Source organism: Streptomyces sp. NPDC014891, from assembly GCF_043081085.1.
Lineage (GTDB): Bacteria > Actinomycetota > Actinomycetes > Streptomycetales > Streptomycetaceae > Streptomyces.
Genome location: NZ_JBIBWF010000004.1, coordinates 197,395 through 216,791 on the forward strand (window position 1 = coordinate 197,395; position 19,397 = coordinate 216,791).

General features: G+C 73.7%; 20 protein-coding genes and 1 pseudogene. 11 read left to right on the top strand and 10 right to left on the bottom strand.

Features of this window, described 5'->3' with window-relative positions; genetic code table 11:
• Positions 1–45: 45 nt before the first annotated feature.
• A complete protein-coding gene (locus ACF09E_RS12780) occupies positions 46–579 on the bottom strand; it encodes a hypothetical protein (protein WP_392205195.1) in 534 nt (177 codons plus the stop codon).
• A gap of 343 nt (positions 580–922) precedes the next feature.
• Between ACF09E_RS12780 and ACF09E_RS12785 the strand changes: the two genes are divergently transcribed.
• The 4 genes from ACF09E_RS12785 (at position 923) to ACF09E_RS12800 (ending at position 2,854) form a co-directional block, all read left to right on the top strand.
• Positions 923–1,339, top strand: coding sequence for a phage holin family protein (locus ACF09E_RS12785; RefSeq protein WP_392205196.1), 417 nt, complete (start codon positions 923–925; stop codon positions 1,337–1,339).
• Positions 1,336–1,803 carry a DUF3618 domain-containing protein gene (locus ACF09E_RS12790; RefSeq protein WP_392205197.1) on the top strand — a complete coding sequence of 156 codons (468 nt, stop codon included), beginning with the start codon at positions 1,336–1,338 and terminating at the stop codon, positions 1,801–1,803. Before ACF09E_RS12785 ends, ACF09E_RS12790 begins: the two co-directional genes overlap by 4 nt.
• On the top strand, positions 1,800–2,066 hold the full coding sequence (locus ACF09E_RS12795) for a DUF4235 domain-containing protein (RefSeq protein WP_392205198.1): 267 nt from the start codon (positions 1,800–1,802) through the stop codon (positions 2,064–2,066). Before ACF09E_RS12790 ends, ACF09E_RS12795 begins: the two co-directional genes overlap by 4 nt.
• A gap of 251 nt (positions 2,067–2,317) precedes the next feature.
• Positions 2,318–2,854: a hypothetical protein gene (locus ACF09E_RS12800; protein WP_392205199.1), complete on the top strand. Its 537-nt coding sequence runs from the start codon at positions 2,318–2,320 to the stop codon at positions 2,852–2,854.
• A gap of 62 nt (positions 2,855–2,916) precedes the next feature.
• Here ACF09E_RS12800 and ACF09E_RS12805 read toward each other — a convergent pair whose 3' ends face one another.
• Both ACF09E_RS12805 and ACF09E_RS12810 read right to left on the bottom strand, forming a co-directional pair.
• Positions 2,917–3,783 (bottom strand): CPBP family intramembrane glutamic endopeptidase, encoded by an 867-nt coding sequence (locus ACF09E_RS12805; protein ID WP_392205200.1) that lies wholly within the window; start codon positions 3,781–3,783, stop codon positions 2,917–2,919.
• A gap of 527 nt (positions 3,784–4,310) precedes the next feature.
• Positions 4,311–5,675, bottom strand: coding sequence for a glutamate decarboxylase (locus ACF09E_RS12810; RefSeq protein WP_392205201.1), 1,365 nt, complete (start codon positions 5,673–5,675; stop codon positions 4,311–4,313).
• A gap of 257 nt (positions 5,676–5,932) precedes the next feature.
• Here ACF09E_RS12810 and ACF09E_RS12815 point away from each other — a divergent pair, with 257 nt between their 5' ends.
• Both ACF09E_RS12815 and ACF09E_RS12820 read left to right on the top strand, forming a co-directional pair.
• Positions 5,933–7,825 (top strand): N-acetylmuramoyl-L-alanine amidase, encoded by a 1,893-nt coding sequence (locus tag ACF09E_RS12815; RefSeq protein WP_392205202.1) that lies wholly within the window; start codon positions 5,933–5,935, stop codon positions 7,823–7,825.
• Positions 7,826–8,050: 225 nt separating this feature from the next.
• Positions 8,051–9,385 carry a cytochrome P450 gene (locus ACF09E_RS12820; protein WP_392205203.1) on the top strand — a complete coding sequence of 445 codons (1,335 nt, stop codon included), beginning with the start codon at positions 8,051–8,053 and terminating at the stop codon, positions 9,383–9,385.
• Between the two features lie 6 nt (positions 9,386–9,391).
• Here ACF09E_RS12820 and ACF09E_RS12825 read toward each other — a convergent pair whose 3' ends face one another.
• On the bottom strand, positions 9,392–9,811 hold the full coding sequence (locus tag ACF09E_RS12825; RefSeq protein ID WP_392205204.1) for a hypothetical protein: 420 nt from the start codon (positions 9,809–9,811) through the stop codon (positions 9,392–9,394).
• A gap of 80 nt (positions 9,812–9,891) precedes the next feature.
• Positions 9,892–11,502 (bottom strand): FAD-binding oxidoreductase, encoded by a 1,611-nt coding sequence (locus tag ACF09E_RS12830; RefSeq protein WP_392205205.1) that lies wholly within the window; start codon positions 11,500–11,502, stop codon positions 9,892–9,894.
• 65 nt (positions 11,503–11,567) lie between these two features.
• On the opposite strand from ACF09E_RS12830, the gene ACF09E_RS12835 reads away from it, so the two are divergent.
• Positions 11,568–12,197 carry a TetR/AcrR family transcriptional regulator gene (locus ACF09E_RS12835; RefSeq protein ID WP_392205206.1) on the top strand — a complete coding sequence of 210 codons (630 nt, stop codon included), beginning with the start codon at positions 11,568–11,570 and terminating at the stop codon, positions 12,195–12,197.
• Positions 12,198–12,308: 111 nt separating this feature from the next.
• On the opposite strand, the gene ACF09E_RS12840 is transcribed toward ACF09E_RS12835, so the two are convergent.
• Together ACF09E_RS12840 and ACF09E_RS12845 are read right to left on the bottom strand one after the other, a co-directional pair.
• Complete coding sequence (locus tag ACF09E_RS12840) at positions 12,309–12,746, bottom strand: glutaredoxin domain-containing protein (RefSeq protein ID WP_392205207.1); 438 nt, start codon at positions 12,744–12,746, stop codon at positions 12,309–12,311.
• 219 nt (positions 12,747–12,965) lie between these two features.
• Positions 12,966–13,568 (bottom strand): gamma carbonic anhydrase family protein, encoded by a 603-nt coding sequence (locus ACF09E_RS12845; protein WP_392205208.1) that lies wholly within the window; start codon positions 13,566–13,568, stop codon positions 12,966–12,968.
• Positions 13,569–13,834: 266 nt separating this feature from the next.
• Here ACF09E_RS12845 and ACF09E_RS12850 point away from each other — a divergent pair, with 266 nt between their 5' ends.
• The 3 genes from ACF09E_RS12850 to ACF09E_RS12860 are packed head-to-tail and all read left to right on the top strand — an operon-like array spanning position 13,835 to position 16,339.
• The gene (locus ACF09E_RS12850) at positions 13,835–14,230 is read left to right on the top strand and encodes a BatC protein (RefSeq protein WP_392205209.1); all 396 of its coding nucleotides are present in this window, start codon (positions 13,835–13,837) and stop codon (positions 14,228–14,230) included.
• Positions 14,227–15,432, top strand: coding sequence for a cupin domain-containing protein (locus ACF09E_RS12855; RefSeq protein WP_392205210.1), 1,206 nt, complete (start codon positions 14,227–14,229; stop codon positions 15,430–15,432). The genes ACF09E_RS12850 and ACF09E_RS12855 overlap by 4 nt, the downstream gene beginning before the upstream one ends.
• Before the next feature lie 10 nt (positions 15,433–15,442).
• Positions 15,443–16,339: a sucrase ferredoxin gene (locus ACF09E_RS12860; protein WP_392205211.1), complete on the top strand. Its 897-nt coding sequence runs from the start codon at positions 15,443–15,445 to the stop codon at positions 16,337–16,339.
• Here ACF09E_RS12860 and ACF09E_RS12865 read toward each other — a convergent pair.
• On the bottom strand, positions 16,309–17,397 hold the full coding sequence (locus tag ACF09E_RS12865) for a YihY/virulence factor BrkB family protein (RefSeq protein WP_392205212.1): 1,089 nt from the start codon (positions 17,395–17,397) through the stop codon (positions 16,309–16,311). The two genes, ACF09E_RS12860 and ACF09E_RS12865, sit on opposite strands and share 31 nt — an antisense overlap.
• A 35-nt stretch (positions 17,398–17,432) precedes the next feature.
• Between ACF09E_RS12865 and ACF09E_RS12870 the strand changes: the two are divergent.
• Positions 17,433–17,771, top strand: a pseudogene (locus tag ACF09E_RS12870) (SpoIIE family protein phosphatase); the annotation flags it as partial.
• A 210-nt stretch (positions 17,772–17,981) separates the two neighbouring features.
• Here ACF09E_RS12870 and ACF09E_RS12875 read toward each other — a convergent pair.
• Together ACF09E_RS12875 and ACF09E_RS12880 are read right to left on the bottom strand one after the other, a co-directional pair.
• Complete coding sequence (locus tag ACF09E_RS12875) at positions 17,982–18,605, bottom strand: class F sortase (protein ID WP_392205213.1); 624 nt, start codon at positions 18,603–18,605, stop codon at positions 17,982–17,984.
• A 55-nt stretch (positions 18,606–18,660) separates the two neighbouring features.
• The gene (locus ACF09E_RS12880) at positions 18,661–19,377 is read right to left on the bottom strand and encodes a hypothetical protein (RefSeq protein ID WP_392205214.1); all 717 of its coding nucleotides are present in this window, start codon (positions 19,375–19,377) and stop codon (positions 18,661–18,663) included.
• Positions 19,378–19,397: the final 20 nt, after the last annotated feature.

The following is a 19,397-nucleotide window of genomic DNA, read 5'->3' on the forward strand; positions in this document are numbered from 1 at the left end:
GACCACCGGGGCGGGAGCCCGGCTCCGCCGCGCAGCACGCTCGCTTCAGGAGGAGAAGGAGAAGTAGAGCGCCTCGCTGTAGAAGGAGCCGAAGTGCCGCTCCCAGTCGGCCCGGAGCGACACCAGCCACGCGTCGTTCTCGCCGGAGACGGCCGCCTCCGCCTGGGCGACGGCGTGCGGGATGTCGACGGAGACCAGCTCGCGCACCTCGGCCACCGGGTCGTCCCCGGTCATCGAGACGATCTCCCCGGTCTCCAGGACGAAGTACCGCGCCTGCTGCTTCTCCAGGTGGGCCGTGGTCCGGGCGACGCACGCGGCGAACTCCGCGTCGTCCTCCAGGCCCTTGCCCACGGCGTGCAGGAGATCGCGGAGCAGGGCAGCGCCCTCGGCGTAGTCCCCGGCGATGCCGATCGGAGGGTTCCAGATCATGGACGGAACCACGGTCGTGCCGCGTCCCACCATCAGCTTGTGCGCGAGGGGGACGTCCCCGTTGTGCTCGGATATGCAGCGGATCTGCCGGGGGACCTCGGTCCCGGTCGGCAGCGTGTCTGCGGAGTAGAGGTACGAACGGTCAGCCATGGTCGCGACGCTAACACCGAGCACCGACAACGGCCGATCCGCGGGACCTTCGACAGCCGGCATCAGGCGGAACTCCGCGTCGTGTGCCGACGCGGTCCGCGACGGTCCGCAGCCGGGTGGGTGGTCCGCCTCTCATGGGGTAGGCGCGCCTTGACGGCAGCTGCGAACTCGCCGAAGGGGCCGCCATGGCCGCTCGACTCGTGGTGCGGACCACCCTCGTCCGTCCACCGCGTCGCGGTCCACCGGCCCCCGCCCACCCGGCGCGGCACGGCAACGGCGGACGGGACGGCGGTACGCGCAGCCGGCGCGCACGTCGCAGGAGCGGGAAGCAAGGAGAGCAAGCATGAGCACTGTGGGACATTCCCCGGGCCGCGCCACCGATGAACCGGTCGGCGACCTCGTGGCCCGGGCCTCGGAGCAGATGTCCACCCTGGTCCGCGAGGAGATGGAGCTGGCCCGGGCGGAGATGGTCCAGAAGGGCAAACGGATCGGCATGGGCGGCGGGCTGTTCGGCGGGGCGGGGCTGGTCGGCATCCTCGCCGCCCAGGCCGCGGTCGCCGCCGTCATCGCCGCCCTCGCCCTGCTCCTGCCGCTCTGGGCGTCCGCCCTGATCACCGCCGCCCTGCTCGCGGCCGTCGCGGCCGCGATGGCCGCGGCCGGCCGGAGCCAGATCGCCAAGGCGGGCAAGCCCGCGCCGGAGCAGACGATCGACAGCGTCAAGGCCGACGTGGCCGAGATCAAGGAGGCAGCACACCGATGAACACCCCCTCACACGGCGACCAGCACCCCTCGCCCACTCCCGAGAACCTCCGCAGGCAGGTCGAGCACACCCGCGAGGAACTGGGTCGGACGGTCGAGGCCCTGGCCGCCAAGGCGGACGTGAAGGCCCAGGCGAAGGAGAAGGCGGCCGCCCTCCAGGAGCAGGCCGCCGAGAAGGCGGCGGTCGTGACCGACCGGCTGCGGGAGAAGGCCTCGCAGGCCGGCCGGCTGGTCAAGGACAGCACGCCCGATCCGGTCCTCGACAAGGCCGCACACGCCGCTGCGCAGGTACGGCACTCCGCCGCCCGGGCCGGGCAGCTCGCGGCCGACAAGACACCGGACCAGGTCCGCGAGAAGGCCGATCAGGCCGTCGTCGTGGCGCGCGCCAACCGCACCCCGCTGGTCGCCGCGGCAGCCGCGCTCGTCGTCTTCCTGCTCCTGCGTCGCACCCGGCGGCGCCGATGAAGGCGTCGAAGATCGCCTACAAGCCCGTCGGCCTGGCGCTCGGCGCCGGGAGCGGCCTGATCGCGGGTGCGGCCTTCAAGCAGGCGTGGAAGCTGATCGGTCACCAGGACGACGCGCCCAACGCGACCGACGAGCACCGCACCTGGAAGGAGGTCCTGATAGCGGCGGCTCTCCAGGGAGCGATCTTCGCCGTGGTCAAGGCCGCCGTCGACCGGGCGGGAGCGGCGACGACCCGGCGTCTCACCGGCACCTGGCCCGGCTGAGCCGCCGGAACCGACGCCGGCGCTCGGCGCGGCATCGCGTGAAGAGCACCGCCCACGTCCGCACCGGCGCCACCGTTCGTGACCGTGCCGGCCCCACGTCCCCCGGGGTCGGCACGGTCGCGTCCGCAGGCCCGCATCCCGTACCCGCCGTCAGGGCCCGCGCGGCCGCTCCCAGGGCAGGCTGAGGGGTGGGCACCCTTCCGCGGCATCCCGGCGCGGGTATCCGTCCGCGGCCGGGGCACACGGGAGTCATGCACGGACAACACGCGCGTCCCGCCGGCAGCGGCCTGTTCGGTTCCGCCTCCCCCGTGACGACCCAGCCGTCCGGTGGCACCGGAGCCAAGCACTCGCGCCGCGGGCGCCTCACCGGCCGCCTCCACCGTCGGATCCTCGCCTACCGCGCCATCGACTTCCTGTCCACGCACGTCCCGCACGATCCCGATCCCGCCCCCGGCCCCGACCTCGGCGAGGAGCGCCTGCTCCTCGTCCACATCCGCCAGGTCGTCGGCGAGGTCCAGTACCGGATCTGCGTCCCCTGCGCCCAGGGGGTCATCACCGACCTCGTCATCCACGACCGCTTCCGCAGCACCGGTCTCGGCACACGTGCGCTGTCGCACCTGCGTTCCCGCCACCCCGGGCTGGCGTGGCACAGCACGCTCCACCAGCGCGGCACCCGGGACCTCCTGCGACGGATGCGGATTCCCGCGCTGACGCAGGCCGCCCGCTGCCCCCATGTCGGACCGGCACTCGACCGGTCGAGTGCCGGCGTCGCCCCAACGGCGGGATGAACGCGGCGGCCGCCGCATCGGGCCCGGCGTCCGCGTCCACTCGCCGGGGACGGCGCACCGCGTCAGCCCTGGTGCTTCCCGTCGACCGCGGGCGCGCTCTCTCCGGCGGGGAGGCCCGGTGTCCGTGCGGGGATGCCGCGCCGCGCGGCGAGTCGGGCGGCCAGCAGACAGAACACCGGAGCGAACACCAGCTCGCTGACCAGGGCCTCCCAGGGCGCGTCGGCCGCGGTGCTGTCGTCGGACAGCTCCCCGAAGACGGCGGAGAGCGAGAAGGCGATCAGGTTGTTTACCGTGTGCACCGCGATGACCGCCTCCAGTCCCCCGGTACGCACCGTCAGCCAGGCCCACCAGGCAGCCGAGTAGCACAGGAGCAGGAACCCCGAGAGCTGTCCGTACCCGTGGGCGAGGGCGAACAGCACGGAGGAGACGGCGATGCCCGGCCAGGGGGTGCGGAGGATTCCGCCGGCGAACTGGACCAGCCAGCCGCGGAAGACGAACTCCTCGGCGGCGGCCTGGAACGGCACGAGCGCCCACAGCACGAGCAGGCTCAGAGCGAGTTCGGCCCAACCGGGGGTCTTGCCCGTCACCGCCTCCGAACCGTCCGCGTACAGACTCCAGGCGACCAGCAGGAGGTTCTGGACGACGAGGACCACCGCGGCCAGGCCCAGGCACCGTCCCAGCCATCCCCACCGGAGGCGTCCGGCGACGGACGCGAGCGTTCCGGCGGGCCGCTTCCCGCACACGCGCACGCCGACCAGCACGGCGGGAATCCAGAGGGCCAGGCTCACCAGCAGGACCGCGTTGTCGAGCAGCGGATCGGCGAAGATCTCGTCGCTGTCGGCGGGCGCCCATCGGAGCCCCGCCACGGCGCCGACGACGGCCGCCACGACGAACACGCCGATCATCGCGGCCACCATCAGCGCGAGCACCAGGCAGAACTCCCCGACCCGCGCCCAGGCGCGCTGTCGTCCGTTGCGTGCCTGCTCGTGGTACGCGCTCCCCGGCGGCGCCGCGACCGGCCCGGGCGCTCGCGGCGGCGGAGCCGGAGGGCCCCAGCCGGGCGGCGGACCGGGCCAGGGGTGCGGGACCTGCGCGGGGGGCGGCCACGGCCGATGGGCGTGGTGGGGAGGTCCTGGTATCGGGTCGGACATCGTCTGCTTTCCGGGGTCTTGCCGTGCGGTGGTGCGGTCGTCCCCGCCACGGCGGGGCGGTGCGCCGAGCTCGTCGGCGGCCGGCCCGAGCGGGGCGTCCGGGCCTCCCGCGCGGGAGCGGACCCGTCGCACCGTGGACCGTTCACGCTGCCGAGCCCGGTGGGTGCACGGGGTGCAAGCCTTTCACAGGCGGACCCCGGGGAGACGCCCGGTCCCGTCGGACCGTGCCGGCGCGGGCGCGGCATCCCGCCCTCGGCGCCCGGTCGTTCCCGGCTCGACCCGCGCGGAGGGCGGCCGAGGGCCTGTCAGTATCCGGTGCCGCGCTTGACCTGGGCTCGCTCCGCCTCGTGGGCCGCGCCCTTCTCGTCCAGGGTGCGGCAGGCGTCGGCGATGTCCTGGCTCAGCCGGTCGACCTGCTCGCGGCTGAGGGTCTCCTTGACCAGGGCCCGCAGGATCTTCACGCGCTCGGCGTCAGGAGGGAGCGTGTACGCCGGGACCATCCAGCCGCGTTCGGCGGAGAGCTGCCAGGCGATGTCGGACTCGTCGTACGCGTGCCGGCCGGAGAGCCGGAAGGCCACGAGGGGCAACTGTTCGAGATCGGCTCCGATGACCTCGAAGCGTCCGCCGGCTCGCAGGTTGTCCGCCAGGACGCGCGCGTTCTCCTGCATCACCTTCATGACGTAGGTGTAGCCCTGGCGGCCGAGCCGTACGAAGTTGTAGTACTGCGCGAGCACCATCGACGCCCCCGTGGAGAAGTTCAGGGTGAACGTCGAGTCGGTCTTTCCCAGGTAGTTCTCGTAGAACACGAGGTCCTTGGAGAGGTCCGTCTCCTCACGGAAGATCAGCCAGCCGATGCCGGGGTAGACCAGGCCGTACTTATGGCCCGAGACGTTGATCGAGCGGACCTGTTCGAGGCGGAAGTCCCACGGGGAATCCGGGTAGAGGAACGGCCACACGAAGGCACCGCTGGCGCCGTCCACGTGGATGGGAATGTCGAGGTCCCGCTTCTCCCGGACGCCCCGGAGGAGTTCGTCGATCCCGACGACATCGTCCTTGTGGCCCGTGAAGGTGGTGCCGAGCACGGCGACGACGCCGATCGTGTTCTCGTCGAGACGGGGTTCGACGTCCTCGGGACCGATCGTGTACTTGCCCTCGGCGAGCGGCACGATCCGCGGTTCGACGTCGAAGTAGCGGCAGAACTTCTCCCAGACGACGTGGACGTCACCGCCGAAGACCAGATTGGGCCGGTCGGTCGGCCGGTTCGCCGCCTGGCGGCGCTCACGCCACTTCCACTTGAGCGACAGCCCTCCGAGCATGATCGCCTCGGACGAGCCCTGGGTACGGCAGCCGGTGGTGGCGCCCGGCGCGTGGAAGAGATCGGCGAGCATGCGCACGCAGCGCTGCTCGATCTCGGCGGAGATGGGGTACTCGGCATGGTCGATGAAGTTGCGGTGGAGGTTCTCGGCGATGAGCCGCTGCGCTTCCGGCTCCATCCACGTCGTGACGAAGGTGGCGAGATTGCGTTGCGGATCGCCCTCCATGGCGAGGTCGACGTCCACGAGCCGCATCGCGTCCGTCGCGGACATTCCCTCGGCGGGGAAGGTCTCCGAGGGGGCGGGCACGGTCAGGAACCGGTTACCGAACAGAGCCTCGTCGTCACGCTTGGTCATGCCGGGATTCAAACAGTCCTCGGACAGGCCGACCCGAGGGACACGCCGAGGCCGAGTCGCCGGGCGCCGCCCGCCGCGTCCGCGCCGCCCGCGGACGCCTCCCGAGCCCCCTGCACGGGATCGCTGCGCCGGTGCGGTGACGGGGCGGGGCGGGACGGGCGTGTCGGGGGGAGCTGGGGGCCGTCGTCACGAAGGGTCGTCATGGCCGCTCGCCGGCCGTACCCGTACCCGTACCCCCACGGCGGATTGGACATGGTGTGACCAGGAGACTCAGGCCGCGCCGGAGCGCCGGCGCCGCGAGCGTCGCGGCGGCCCTCGTGTGGGGGTGTGCCACCGCCGGGACCGCCCAGCCCTCCGGCACGACGACGGGGCGTTTCGAGCGGGCGGCGGAGCAGGCCGCGGCGGAGTTCGGGGTACCGGAGGCGGTACTGCTCGGCGTCAGCCACGAGTCCTCGTGGTGGGAGCACCACGACGGCCGGCCGAGCACCAAGGGGGGCTACGGTCCGATGCATCTGACCGACACGACGTCGGGGCACGGGTACGCGCATCGTCCGGGCGAAGGGCCGGTGGATTCCACGGGCACCGACGACCCCTCGGAGCACACGGTGCAGGCCGCCGCGGCGCTGATCGGCGTCGCGCCCGCCACCCTCAAGCGGGACGAGCGGCAGAACCTCCGCGGAGGCGCCGCTCTGCTCGCCTCGTACCAGCGGCGGGTCACCGCTACCGCGTCGGCCGACCCCGGCGACTGGTACGGGGCCGTGGCGCACTACAGCCAGGCGGCCGACACGGCCACGGCCGAACGGTTCGCCGACGGAGTGTTCGCGGTGATCCGCGAGGGGAAGGAGCGGGTGCGCGCGGACGGCCAGAAGGTGTCTCTCGCGAAGTCCCCGTCGGTGCGTCCGGCCAGGTCGCAGCTCGCGTCGCTCGGCCTGCGGACGTCGGACGCGGCGGTGTCGGAGTGCCCTCGCACGCTGAACTGCCGTTTCGTACCCGCCGCCGCCTCGAACTACCAGGTGTCGAGGCGGAACTCGAACGGTCTGGACGTCGACTTCATCGTCATCCACGACCTCGAAGGGTCCTACGACGGCGGAGTCAGCTGGTTCCAGGATCCCGCCAGCGGGGCGTCCGCCCACTATGTGCTGAAGGCGGACGGCAGCGCGGCCACACAGATGGTCGCCACCAAGGACATCGCCTTCCACGCCGGCAACTACTGGACCAACCTGCACGGGATCGGCATCGAGCTGGAGGGGTACGCCGCCCAGGGGCCCACCTGGTTCACCCCGGCCCAGTACGAGGCGACGGCCGAGCTGGTCGTCTACCTGGCGCAGCGGTTCGGGGTTCCGCTCGACCGGCAGCACGTCATCGGGCACGACAACGTCATGCCGCCGAGGCCGTCCCGCGCGCCGGACGCGCACTGGGACCCGGGCCCCTACTGGGACTGGGAGAGGTTCATGTCCCTCCTCCACGCCGGTACCCCTCGGGAGCGCGCGGCCGAGCGTACGGGTACGGCCGGTCCCCTCGTCGTGGGCCAGGCGGTCGCCATCGCCCCGGCCTACGCCGAGAACGCGCAGACGGTGACGGTGTGTGCCCCGACCTGCCGGACCCGTACGCAGCCGTCGAACTTCGTCTACGTGCGCACCGAGCCGCGCGTCGGCGCTCCGCTCGTCCCCGACCTCGCTCTGCGCCCGGACGGGTCGGCGGGAAGCGACCGGATCGACGACTGGGGTTCCACCGCGATGTGGGGGCAGGAGTTCGTGGTCGCCGAGGTGCGCGGGGACTGGACGGCGATCTGGTTCGGCGGGCGGAAGGGCTGGATCCACAACCCGGGGGGAGTGAACACCCGTCCGGCTCCGCAGGCCCGGATCGTCCGTCCCGGGGGCGCGGCGACGTCGGTCTCCGTGTACACCACGGCCTACCCGCGTGCCGCGGAGTACCCGCGGGGTCTGCCCGCGTCGGAGCAGACGCCGTTCTCCATGTACGCGTTCCCCCGGGGGCAGGCGTACGTGGCCGCCGCCGCGCCGGTGAGGGCGGACGACTTCTTCCCGGCCACGCCCTCACGGCCCGAAGCCGTGGTCACCGGCGCCCAGACGTATGAAGTGATCCAGTACAACCGCCGCCTGGCGACCGTGAGCACGGCGCAGACGGACTGAGGGAGCGGGCGGATCGGGCATCGGGGCGGCGGGGCGGCGGGCCGCGCGGTGCGACGCCGTCGAGGCGGACGGCGACGCGCGAGCGCCTCGGCGGCTACGGCTACGGCTACGGCTACGGCTACGGCTACCCGACATCGGGTCCGCGTCCCGCACGACGCCGGTGTCGGGTGACGCGGAGCACAGGCCGACCGGTACGTACCCGTTCGCGTGCTAGCGTCCGCCACCGTGACCACCGCCTCCCGCGCCGCCACGGCCCCTCGGGGCACGGTCGGCACCTGCCCCTCCGCTCACGCGGCGCCGCCGTCCGGCCCGGAGGATCCGCTGGAGCTGCTCGACCTGTTCGGCGAGGGCTTCGTCCAGGACCCGTACCCCTGGCTGGACCGCCTGCGGTCCGAAGCCCCGGTGTACCGGGACGCCGCCACCGGGCTCTGGCTCGTGAGCCGGTACGAGGACATCCGGCGGGTCCTGCTCGAGCCGGCGGCGTTCCTCCCCGACAACGCCCAGCACGCGGTCACGCCGCTCGGCGTGCCGGCGTTGCGCCGCCTCGCGCGAGCGGGCTTCCGGCTGGGTCCCGCCCTCGCCAACAACGCGACCGACACTCATCCCGGGCTTCGCCGCGCCGTCACGCGGTTCTTCAACGCCCGCCGGGTGGAGGCCGCGGTCCCGGTGATCGAGCGGATCGCCGACGAGCTGCTCGGCACGGTCCGGGCGGAGCTCGACGCCACCGGGACGAGCGACCTCTTCCGGGCGTTCGCGCACACCCTGCCCTGTCGGGTGATGATGGAGCTTCTCGGCGTCGAAGGGCTTGACGCGGACACTCTGGTCCGGTGGAGCGACGCCTCGCTCGAACTCTTCTGGGGGCGCCCCTCGGCGGATCGTCAGCTCGAACTGGCCGATCTCGTGGCGGAGTTCCACACCTGGCTCACGGAACTCGTCGGCGACGGGTCCACATCCGCGGATGGTTTCGTCGGGGCGCTGGCCCGCCACCGCCTGCCCGACGGCGGTCTGCTCGACCCGCGGACGGCGGTCAGCGCGTGCTTCTTCGTCTTCGTCGCCGGGCAGTCCACCACCGGCCAGCTCATCTCCACCGTCCTGCGCCGCGCCCTTGCCGAACCGGGACTGTGGCCGCGGGCGGCCGGGCAGGCGGGCCTGGCCGAGGAGTGGGTCGAGGAGGTCCTGCGGAGGGAGCCGCCGGTCACCTCGTGGCGCCGGGTCACCGCCCGCCCCGTGGAGCTCGGCGGGGTCGCGCTCCCCGCCGGTGCCGGTCTCCTGCTGATGCTCATGGGCAGCGGATCCGATCCCGACGTCTTCACCGACCCCGGTCGGATGATCCCCGGCCGGGCCGACGTCCGCCACCACCTCGCCTTCGGTGTGGGGCGCCACCGCTGCCCGGGGGCCTCCCTGGCGCGCACGGAGGCGGCCGTGGCCCTCCGGGCGGCCGCCCGCCACCTCCCGTCCGTCCGGCTCGCGCACGACGCGGCCCACGCGCCGCCCCTGGGGCTGCTCTCGTTCCGCGCGCCGCTGCGCGTCCCGGTCGTGGCGCCGCGGCGGCCGTCCTGAAGCGGTTCAGAGTCCCGTCGGGTCGGTGTCGCAGCTCGCGCGGCGGCGGCCGATGGTGACCAGCGCGTCCCAGAGGGCGTCGGTCTCCCCGCGGCGGATCTCGTGGATCGCTCCGTCGACGGGCTCGGCTCCCGGTCCCAGCGGGCGGTCGGGTTCGCCGGCGTCCCGGCGCAGGACGATCCCGGTGGGCGGGTCGAAGGCGCGCAGGTCCCGCAGGAGGCGGTAGCGGGCGAGGTCGGCCTCGGGACGGGGCAGGTGCCGGGTGATCACCGCGATGTCGGGCAGCAGCACACGGGCCTGTGCCAACGCGACGTGGGGTTCGAAGGCGTGCGCGACGATGCGGAAGTGCGGGCTGGAGTGGACCCGGGCACGCACCGTCTCCAGCTCGTCGCCCTCGGGCAGGCCTGCGATCAGCACAGTCATCATCAGGGCCATTGTCCCCCGGACCGGCCGCCGGCGCCTCGTGGGGGCGGGGCGGTGCCGGTACGCGGGGCGAGGGCCGCGCCTCAGTCCACCAGCACCCCCGGGTTCAGGATGCCGTGCGGGTCGAGCGCCCCCTTCGCGGCGCGCAGGGCCAGGGCGAACGGTTCCGGGCGCTGGCGGTCGTAGCCGGGCCGGTGGTCGCGGCCGACGGCGTGGTGGTGGGTGATGGTGGCCCGGTGCCGCCGGAGCACCTCGCCCGCCACGGTCTTCAGCTCGTCCCAGAACGCGACCTCGTCCCCGGGGCGCCCCGCGGCGAGCACGGTGAAGTAGGGCGCCGCCCCGTCGGGGTACACGTGCGTGAGGCGGCAGTTGACGGTGGCCGGGTGTCCCGAGATCTTGAGCGCCGCCTCGCCGACCGTCCTGCGGACGTCCTCGACGAGGGCGGGGACGCGGTCCCAGGTGGCGGCCGTCTCGAAGGTTTCGGCGACGGCTCCCATCCGTGCGAGGCCGTCCCGCAGGTAGGGCATGCGCAGGAACGCCGACCGCCAGGCGCTCACCGCCTCGTCTCCGCGGGCGCCTTCTCCTCGGGCCGCGGGCGGCTCGTGCCGCCCGCCGTGGGAGCGGGCCAGGTCGACGGCCTGGGCGAGCCGGGAGTCGACCGGGGCGTCGGCGGACTCGAAGCCCAGGACGAGGACGGACGAGCCGTCCTTCGCGGCGCCCGCGAGCGCGGCCTCGCCGGAGTCGAGGAGCCGGCAGTTGGCGGGGGCGAGATCGGACTGCGCCAGGGCGCGTACGGCCTCCAGCGCGGCGCCGAAGTCGGTGAAGGCGAGCGAGGCGGACGCCTTGTGGACCGGGCGGGCCTGGAGTCGTACCCAGGCCTCGGTGATGATGCCGAGCGTGCCCTCGGAGCCGAGGAACAGGCGGTCCGGCGAGGGGCCCGCGCCCGAGGCGGGCAGCCGCCAGGACTCCGAGGTGCCGGCGGGGGTGACGACCCGCATCGACTGGACGAAGTCGTCGATGTGCGTACGGCCGGTGGCGTAGTGGCCTCCGGCCCGGGTCGCGAGCCAGCCGCCGAGGGTGGAGAACTCGAAGCTCTGCGGGAAGTGCCGGAGCGTCAGGCCGTGCGGCCGCAGCTGGTCCTCCAGGCCGGGTCCGAGCGTGCCCGCCTGGATGCGGGCGGCCCTGCCTTCGGAGTCGACCTCCAGCACCCGGTTCATCCTCGTCAGGTCGAGGGAGAGCACCGCGCGGTGGCGGTCGCCGCGGTACTCGACGCCGCCGACCACGGAGGATCCCCCGCCGAAGGGCACGACGGCCACTCCGTGCTCGCCGGCCCAGTGCAGGAGGTCGGTCACCTCCCGGTCCCGGGTGGGGAACGCGACGAGGTCGGGGATGCGGCCGGGGCGGCCGCGCAGGGCGCGCGCGACGTCCCGGTAGGCCTTGCCCATGGCGTGAGCCGCGCGCCGGGCCGGGTCGGTGCCGATCAGCCGCTCCAGGCTCGCGGGGGGTCGGACGGCGGGGGCCCCGATGCCCAGATCGGCGACGCGGGGAACGGGCAGCGGACGGGCGAGGGTCCCGGGCAGCAGGGCGCCCATCGCCGTGCACTCGGCGTCGTCCGGGTGGGCACCCTCCCATCCCCAGCCCCACCAGGAGCGGACGGGGGCGGAGGGGGTCGACTGCGTCGTCGTGCCGGGCATGGGGCGCTCCAGGGGCCGCGAGTGAATTTACCAACGGGTAAATTACTTACTGATAATATCCGCGCATGGCAACCCCTCGATCGAAGGCGGGCACCAAGGGCGTCCCCCGGCACCTGCGTCGGCAGCAGATGCTGGAGGCCGCCACGCAGGAGTTCGCGCACCGCGGTTTCGCCGCGGCCTCCCTGGCCGTCGTCGCGGAACGCGTCGGCGTCACCAAGACGCTGCTGCACCAGTACTTCGGCACCAAGGAGGACCTGTACGTCGCCTGCCTGACGCCGATCGGCGACGAGCTCCTCGACACGATGCGTACGGCGATCGGCGAGGCGGCCGCGACCCCCGGCACACCCCTGCGGGTGCTCCGCGCGCTCTTCACCGCGCTGGAAGGATGCCGGGAGGCCTGGTTCGTGCTCTACGACCGCACCCTGCCGCCCGGCGGGGAGGCCGCCCGGGCGGCGGGCGCCTACTGGGCCGCCGTCGACGCCCTCGCGGCCGACGGCACCGCCGAGCTGCTGCGCGCCTCCGGCTCCACCGACCCCCTGGACGCGGACGCGCTCCGGCACGTCTGGACGGATCTCGTGGGCACCCTCGTCCGCTGGTGGGTCAAGCACCCCGAGGAGACGCCGGAGGCCATGACCCGGCGCTGCACGCGCCTCTTCGCCGTGGCCGCGGCCCTCTCGGCCGAGCCCACGACCTGACCCGGACATCGACGGCACCGGATCGCGGGGAGTACGTCCAAGGCCGGTGTCACGCCGACGTCCACCTCACGCATGTCCTCCACGGTCGCGGCGGCACGGTGGCGCGGCCGGTCAGCGGGAACGACCGAGCTGGTCCCGTACCCAGGCGGGGTCGGGATTGGTGTAGGGCCGACCGCCGATGACGACGGTCGGCACCGTCTCGTTGCCGTCGTTGGCCGCCCGCACCTCCGCCGCGCCCGCCGCGTCACGCCAGATGTTCACCCAGTGCATCTTCCGGGCGCTGCGCCCCAACCGCATGCGCAGCCGCATGCAGAACGCGCAGCCCGGCCTCCAGTAGACGATCGGCCGGCCGTCCTCCGCGCTGCGGCGCCGCGCCTCCGGGGCGGTGAGCGACCTCGGGAAGAACACGGGAGAGTTCGTCGCGGCCAGCAGCAGGAACACCACGAGCAGCGCGACCGCCTCGCCCGGACGCTCCTTGCGCAGGAGCCCGGTCGCCACGGCCGAACCACAGAGCACGAGCAGTACCGGCACAGCCCACACACGCATCATGCGACGCAGGCTATCGGCCCGCCGGGGTCCACCGGCCCGCGGTGTCGTCGTCCGCCGGTCGATCGCCGTCCCAGACAGCCAGGTTGCAGCTCACGTACGGAGGCTCTCACACGGCTCCCACAAGGGGACGGCCCCGGATTCGAGGGGCCTGGCACGAGGCCGCGCCGGGCGAAGTGTCCGACGTCCAGTGCAGGTTGCAGCTGCGCGTGCCGGTCGTGATCAGACCGGTTCGTCGTCACGGTGGCGGGCCAGGCCGCGGCCGAAGCGGTCGGCGATGCCCGGCATGAGGCTCTCGCCGGCGGGCGGGCGCTCCAGGCCGAAGACGTAGCCGGGGAAGTCCAGTTCCTTCTGCACCGACCAGATCTCGTCGTGCTCCCCCGGCGGGAGGATGCGCGCCGGATCGCCGACGGCGACCCAGCCGATCGGGACCAGGGAGTCGGCGGGCAGGACGGTGCGCAGATGCACGATGCCGTTGATCCGCACCTCGGAGCGGACACCGATCCGGGCCCCGTTGAAGACACGGCTTCCGGTGGCCAGGAACACCTCGTCCTCGACCCGGCAGCCGCTCAGGTAGGACGTGGGGCCCACCAGGACCTGGCGTCCCACGGTCAGCGGATCGCGCCGGGTCCCGCGCAGGACCGCGTTCTCCATGACGATGCTGCACCCCCCCAGCTCCACCGGTCCCCCCTCGGCGGTCAGCACCGCGCCGAACAGCACCCGGCAGCCCGCCCCCACGCGCACGTCTCCGCACAGCGTGGCGGTCGGAGCGACGTAGGCCGTGGGGTGGACGGACGGGGAGCGACCCTCATGAGCGATCAGCATGCCCGCGATCATGCCGCAACCCGAGGGCCGGCGTCTGCCTGTCGTGGGCAGGAGCGGCCACCGCTCGGCGCGCGCACGGCGGCTCGCCGCGGCTTCGGTGGCCCTGCGCACGCCGTCGGCGGCCCTCACCACGTCTCCGCCGCCCGCCGCCCGGGTCGCCCGGACGGCCGCTCCGGTTGCCGCTCCCACCTGGGTGGGTGAGCGTGGACAGAGGGTCCGGATCCGGACCCGCCCCTCACCGATCGTCCCCTTCCTCAGGAGGAACCATGGCGCACGCCGAGCAGGACCCGAACCAGCAGGAAGGTCCGGCGGACGGCGGCGCCGTCGGTACGCCCGGCGTCCACGACGGGGGCGCCGACGGAGGTGCCGACGGCGGCGCGGACAGCGGCGCCGAAGGTCCGGCGGACGGCGGCGCGGCCGGCAAGCCCGGCGTGCACGACGGCGGAGCCGACGGAGGCGCGGACAGCGGGGCCGACGGCGGCGCTGACGGAGGAGCCGACGGAGGAGCCGACAGCGGCGCCGAAGGGCCGGCGGACGGCGGCGCGGCCGGCAAGCCCGGTGTCCACGACGGCGGGGCCGACGGTGGAGCCGACGGAGGTGGCGACGGCGGCGCCGACGGAGGAGCCGACGGCGGTGCCGGCAGGACCGGCGGCGGCGTTTGAGCACCGTCCCCACGACGCTTCGGGACACGACCGCGGATTCCGGCGGGCGTGTCCTGGAGTCGCGTCTGATCGGCATCGGGCGCGAGGAGTTCGCCCGGGACGTCTGGGGGCGCACTCCCCTGCTGACCCGAAGAGCCGGTGACTTCTCGGATCTGTTCTCGGCCGCCGCCGTGGACGAGCTGGTGTCCCGGCGCGGGCTGCGCACCCCGTTCCTCCGTGTCGCCAAGGGCGGCACGACGGCCCCCGAGTCGTCGTACACGTCCCCGGGAGGCGTCGGCGCGTCCGTTGCGGACCAGCTGGACGACACGGCCCTCTGGCGGAGCTTCGCCGACGGCAGCACGCTGGTCCTCCAGGCACTGCAGCGGACCTGGCAGCCGGTCACGGAGTTCGCCTCCCGGCTCGGTACGGAGCTGGGCCACCCCGTGCAGGCCAACGCCTACGTCACGCCTCCGCAGAACCGCGGCTTCGACGACCACTACGACGTCCACGACGTGTTCGTCCTCCAGGTGACCGGCGGCAAGCGGTGGATCGTCCACGAACCGGTGCACCCCGATCCGCTGCGGGACCAGCCGTGGACCGCCCATCGCGCCGCGGTCGCCGAGGCCGCGCTCGGAGAGGCGTATCTCGACACGGTGCTCGAACCCGGTGACGTCCTCTACCTGCCGCGCGGCTGGCTGCACGCCGCCGAAGCGCTGGGTGAGGTGTCCATCCATCTGACGCTCGGCGTCCACACGTGGACGCGGCACGCGCTGGCGGAGCAACTCGCTCAGGCCGCACTGGCGTTGTTGCGGGAGGACCCGGAGATGCGCGGCTCCCTTCCGCTGGGCGTGGAAGGCCCGGGCGAGGCGCTGTCCTTCGTACGGCGACGTCTCGCCGCGGCGCTCGACGAGGCCGACCCCACTCCCCTGTTCCACGCGACCCGTCGCGGCCAGGCGCGCCCGGCCCCCCTGGGACCGCTGGCGCAGCTCGGTGCTCTCCAGGGTCTCGCGCCCGACACCCCGGTGCGGCTGCGTGCGGCGCTGGACGCCAGGCTGCTGGGTCGGCGTCTCGCCACCCGGGTCGGGTGGCTCGACTTCCCGGAGCGGGACCTCGCATCGGTGCTCCGGATACTCGACGGCGGCACCCACCGTGCCGGCGCCCTCGGTCTCCCCTTCGCCGAGCGGCTGCTCCGCGCGGGCGTGCTGGTGCCCGCCGCCTCATGAGACGGGCCCGATGACGACGCCGGCCCGGTTCTTCTGCGCCGACGCCGCCCGCCTGCGGGGCGACCCGATGGCGGGCACGGCGCCGTACGGTTCGGCCTGGGTCCTCATCGAGTACCGGGCGGGCTGGCCGCCGAACGGTTTCGACGGCCTCGGCATCGAGCCCGAGGTGAAGGCGCGGGTGTTCGCGGCGGCGCGGGCGGAGCGCGCCCGTGTGCTGCTGATCAGGCGTCACGGGCGCAGCCGGCCGGACGTGCCCCCGCGGTGGGCGGTCCTCCGGTACGACGGTGCGGGCGCGCACCGGCAGGCGTGGGGCACCTGGCACCACGACCGGGACCTGGGGGACGTGGTCACCGCGCTGGGAGGGCCGGGCGATCCGGGCCATCCTCCCGTCGTCCTCGTCTGCACCCACGGCCCCCACGATCCGTGCTGCGCCGTCCGTGGCCGTCCGGTGGCGGGTGCGTTGAGCGAGGTCTGGCCGCAGTCGGTGTGGGAGTGCACGCACGTGGGGGGCGACCGGTTCGCCGCGAACGTCCTCGTCGCGCCCGACGGCGTCTACTACGGCGGTCTCGACGCCCGTTCGGCGGTCACGGTGGTCGAGGAACACCTGATGGACCGCATCCGCCCCGACCATCTGCGCGGATACACCGACCTGGTCCCGCCCCAGCAGGCCGCCCTGTCCGCGGTGCTCCACCACACGGGTCCGTCGGGACGGCACGACTACGTGATCGAGGAGACGGTCCGCGACGAGAACCGCTGGCGCATCCACGTCGCGGGCCGGCTCGCCGGGCTGTCCGCCTTCGAGGTCGAGATCCGGGCGCATCGCGCACCGCCGCACCGGCTGACCTGCCGCGGCGTCTCCCCCGGCTCGGCGGTCTTCTACGAGGTCACGTCGCTCCGCCCCGGCTGACCCGTCCCGTCCCCAGCCGTCCGCTCCGGGTCGGGGCAGTCCTCGTCCGTCCACGCCCGGGTGTCCCTGGGTGCGACGTAGGGCTCCTCGTCACGGGGGTGGCCGCCCGCGATGGCGCGCTGGCGACTCATCTCGGCGTCGAACTCCAGGCCCAGGAGAACGGCCAGGTTGGTGATCCACAGCCAGACGAGGAAGACGATCACGCCGGCCACGGCGCCGTACGTCTTGTTGTACGAGCCGAAGTTCGCGACGTAGAAGGCGAAGCCCGCGGAGGCGATCATCCAGAGGACGAGCGCGAGGAGGCTACCGGGGCTGATCCACTGGAAGCCGCGGCCCTTCGTGTTCGGTGCGGCCCAGTACAGCAGGGCGATCATCGCGGTGACGAGGAGCACCAGCACCGGCCACTTCGCGATCGACCACACCGTCATCGTGGTGGCGCCGATCCCGAGGGAGTCGCCCGCCTGCTGCGCCAGACCGCCGGTGAAGACGACGATGAGCGCGCTGGCGACGAGCAGGAGCATGAGCGCCACCGTCAGGCCGAGGCGCAGCGGGAGGACCTTCCACACCGGTCGGCCCTCCGGCATGTCGTAGACGGCGTTCGACGCCCGGATGAACGCGCCGATGTACCCCGAGGCGGACCAGACGGCGAGGACCAGTCCGACGAGCGCCGTGACCGAGCCCAGGCCGCTGTTCCCCTGAAGCTGCTCCACCGCGTCCGTGATCACATCGCGCGCGGGGCCGGGTGCGAGCCTCCGGAGGTTGTCGAGCACCTCCCGGGTGGCCGACTCCCCGGCGATGCCCAGGAGGCTCACGAGGGCGAGGAGGGCGGGGAAGATCGCCAGGATGCCGTAGTAGGTGAGCGCCGCCGCGCGGTCGGTCAGCTCGTCCTTCCCGAACTCCCTGACGACGCCCCGCAGTACGGCCTTCCAGGAGTCCCCCGCCAGCTGGGAGGGCCTGTCGGGCGCCCGCTCCGCGACCTGGTCGGACGGCCCCGCGGTGGCGCAGTCTCCGTCGGCGGGCCGCGGGTGCCCCGGCTCGGGCTTCGTCGTTGCCTTCATGGACTGCGACTTACCGCCGGAGGTCGTTCCATGCCGCCCGGACGGGCGCGGGTACGCGCGCTCCGTGTGGACGGCACGGCACCGTCGAGTTCCTCGACCGGGCCACCGACCCTCCGCTCGGCGCCCGCCCCGAGCACGTCCCCCGGCCCGAGTCCTCCGCCGCGTTCGCCGAGGGCGACACGCTCGTCCTCTACACCGACGGTCTGATCGAGCGCCGCCGCGAGGACATCGACGTCGGTCTCGGCCGTCTGGCCGACGCCCTCACCCGGCACCGGGCGGCGGATCCCGAACGTCTCGCCGACGCCCTGCTGCTGGAACTGCTCCCGGCGGGCGGCGCCACCGACGACACCGCGCTGGTCATCCTGCGCCTCTGACCCGCCGCGGCGGAGCCGGGGGACGCGTGACCGGGCCGCGGGTGATCCGAGGAGTACGAGACCGGGAGCACGGCCCGGAGGTCGCAGGCACCCACCAGCCGCCCGAACGCGGTTCAGCCCCACCCGGTGGTGTCCCCACCGACACACGTCGGGGACGGAATCCGGGAGGGGCTGCTCCGCGCTCCGCCGGGAGCGCGGGACACATCTTGCTCAGGTGGCCCGACTCTGCACCGCGGTCAGGTGGGCGAAGACGATGACGTTGGCGGCGTAGCCGTGGCGCTTGTCGAAGCGGCCGCCGCACGTGATGAGCCGGAGTTCCGGACGGCCGGTGGATCCGTACACCTTGCGGTCGGGGAAGGCCTCTTTGGCATACGTGTTCACCTCGTCCACGGTGAACTCGGCGGCCCGGTGGTCGGCGCGGGTGATCCTCACCGTGTCGCCCCGACGCAGCGCCTTGAGGTTGAGGAAGAGCGCGGGTCCGGTGAGGGTGTCACGATGTCCGACGAGGACGGCCGTTCCGGCTTCGCCGGGAGACGGTCCCGTCTGGTGCCAGCCCGCCGTCATCGGCTTGCTCAGCGGTGGTGCGCCCAGCCGGCCCTGCCCGTCGAGGCGGAGGCCCGTGACGGGTGCCTCGATGAACAGGGCGGGAACGGCGACCTTGACCGGCTTCGAGCGCGGCAGCGGCTCGTGCACGGCCGGCCGGGCCGGCGGTTTGCCGCCGCCCGCGGCATCGTCCGCGCGGACGGCGACGGCCGGGGGGCCGAGTTCCTCGGTCGGGTCCGAGCAGGCCGACACGAGGCCCGCCAGCGACGCGAACGTCACCGAGAGGGTCATCGTGAGCCGGCACGCTCGACTCGGCCCCCGCCGCCGTGTGCGTCGGCGGTACTGACTAGGCCTTGTCGCGGGCACGGCGGACCGCGGACCGGCGGGCCACGACCAGCGCCGCGACACCCACGGCGCCGGCGGTCAGCGCGGCGGCCGTGCCGAAGGACGAGTCCTCCTCGGCGCTGAGCGTCTCCAGGTCCGGGACACCGCCGCCGCCGGCCGGGACGGCGCCCGACGGCTGCTGGTAGCCGGAACCGGAGTTGCTGCCGGATCCGTTGTCGCTGCCGGATCCGGCGTTGATCTCCGCGGCGGGGCTGCCGCTCGGGCGGGCCGGGCGGTTCGGACCGCCCTGACCCGCGGCGCGGCCGTCACAGTCGATCTTGAAGGTCCTGTTCTTGGGGCCGGACGGGACCGTCCAGACGAGCTGGTACGTGCCCTCCGGAAGGAGGTAACGCTCGCTGCGGGCGGCGCCGTTCACGAGGGGCAGCGTGCTGACGAGCGTGTCGCCGGGCGGCACGGTCGGCGGCTGCTCGGTGATCGTCCAGGGCACCGCCGGGAAGGACTCGAAGTTGCTCGCGACGAGGGTGAAGGCACAGACCTCGACACCGTCCTGGCCGCGCGAATGCCAGCCCGCGGAACGAACGTTGAGGTCGCCGCTGTCGCCGGGGGCGGCGTAGGCGGCCGGGGCGCCGACGAGGGCGACGCCGGCGATGGCGGTCGCCGCGGCCGCGGTGGCACCGGCGCGGATGCCGGTCTGACGGAGGGTGCTGGACAGAGTCACGAGGAACTCCTTCTAGGCGA

Coding starts and splice junctions, on each gene's coding strand:
- ACF09E_RS12780 (WP_392205195.1), bottom strand. CDS start 579: ATGGCTGACCGTTCGTACCTCTACTCCGCAGACACGCTGCCGACCGGG.
- ACF09E_RS12785 (WP_392205196.1), top strand. CDS start 923: ATGAGCACTGTGGGACATTCCCCGGGCCGCGCCACCGATGAACCGGTC.
- ACF09E_RS12790 (WP_392205197.1), top strand. CDS start 1,336: ATGAACACCCCCTCACACGGCGACCAGCACCCCTCGCCCACTCCCGAG.
- ACF09E_RS12795 (WP_392205198.1), top strand. CDS start 1,800: ATGAAGGCGTCGAAGATCGCCTACAAGCCCGTCGGCCTGGCGCTCGGC.
- ACF09E_RS12800 (WP_392205199.1), top strand. CDS start 2,318: ATGCACGGACAACACGCGCGTCCCGCCGGCAGCGGCCTGTTCGGTTCC.
- ACF09E_RS12810 (WP_392205201.1), bottom strand. CDS start 5,675: ATGACCAAGCGTGACGACGAGGCTCTGTTCGGTAACCGGTTCCTGACC.
- ACF09E_RS12825 (WP_392205204.1), bottom strand. CDS start 9,811: ATGATGACTGTGCTGATCGCAGGCCTGCCCGAGGGCGACGAGCTGGAG.
- ACF09E_RS12830 (WP_392205205.1), bottom strand. CDS start 11,502: ATGCCCGGCACGACGACGCAGTCGACCCCCTCCGCCCCCGTCCGCTCC.
- ACF09E_RS12835 (WP_392205206.1), top strand. CDS start 11,568: ATGGCAACCCCTCGATCGAAGGCGGGCACCAAGGGCGTCCCCCGGCAC.
- ACF09E_RS12840 (WP_392205207.1), bottom strand. CDS start 12,746: ATGATGCGTGTGTGGGCTGTGCCGGTACTGCTCGTGCTCTGTGGTTCG.
- ACF09E_RS12845 (WP_392205208.1), bottom strand. CDS start 13,568: ATGCTGATCGCTCATGAGGGTCGCTCCCCGTCCGTCCACCCCACGGCC.
- ACF09E_RS12850 (WP_392205209.1), top strand. CDS start 13,835: ATGGCGCACGCCGAGCAGGACCCGAACCAGCAGGAAGGTCCGGCGGAC.
- ACF09E_RS12860 (WP_392205211.1), top strand. CDS start 15,443: ATGACGACGCCGGCCCGGTTCTTCTGCGCCGACGCCGCCCGCCTGCGG.
- ACF09E_RS12865 (WP_392205212.1), bottom strand. CDS start 17,397: ATGAAGGCAACGACGAAGCCCGAGCCGGGGCACCCGCGGCCCGCCGAC.
- ACF09E_RS12875 (WP_392205213.1), bottom strand. CDS start 18,605: ATGACCCTCTCGGTGACGTTCGCGTCGCTGGCGGGCCTCGTGTCGGCC.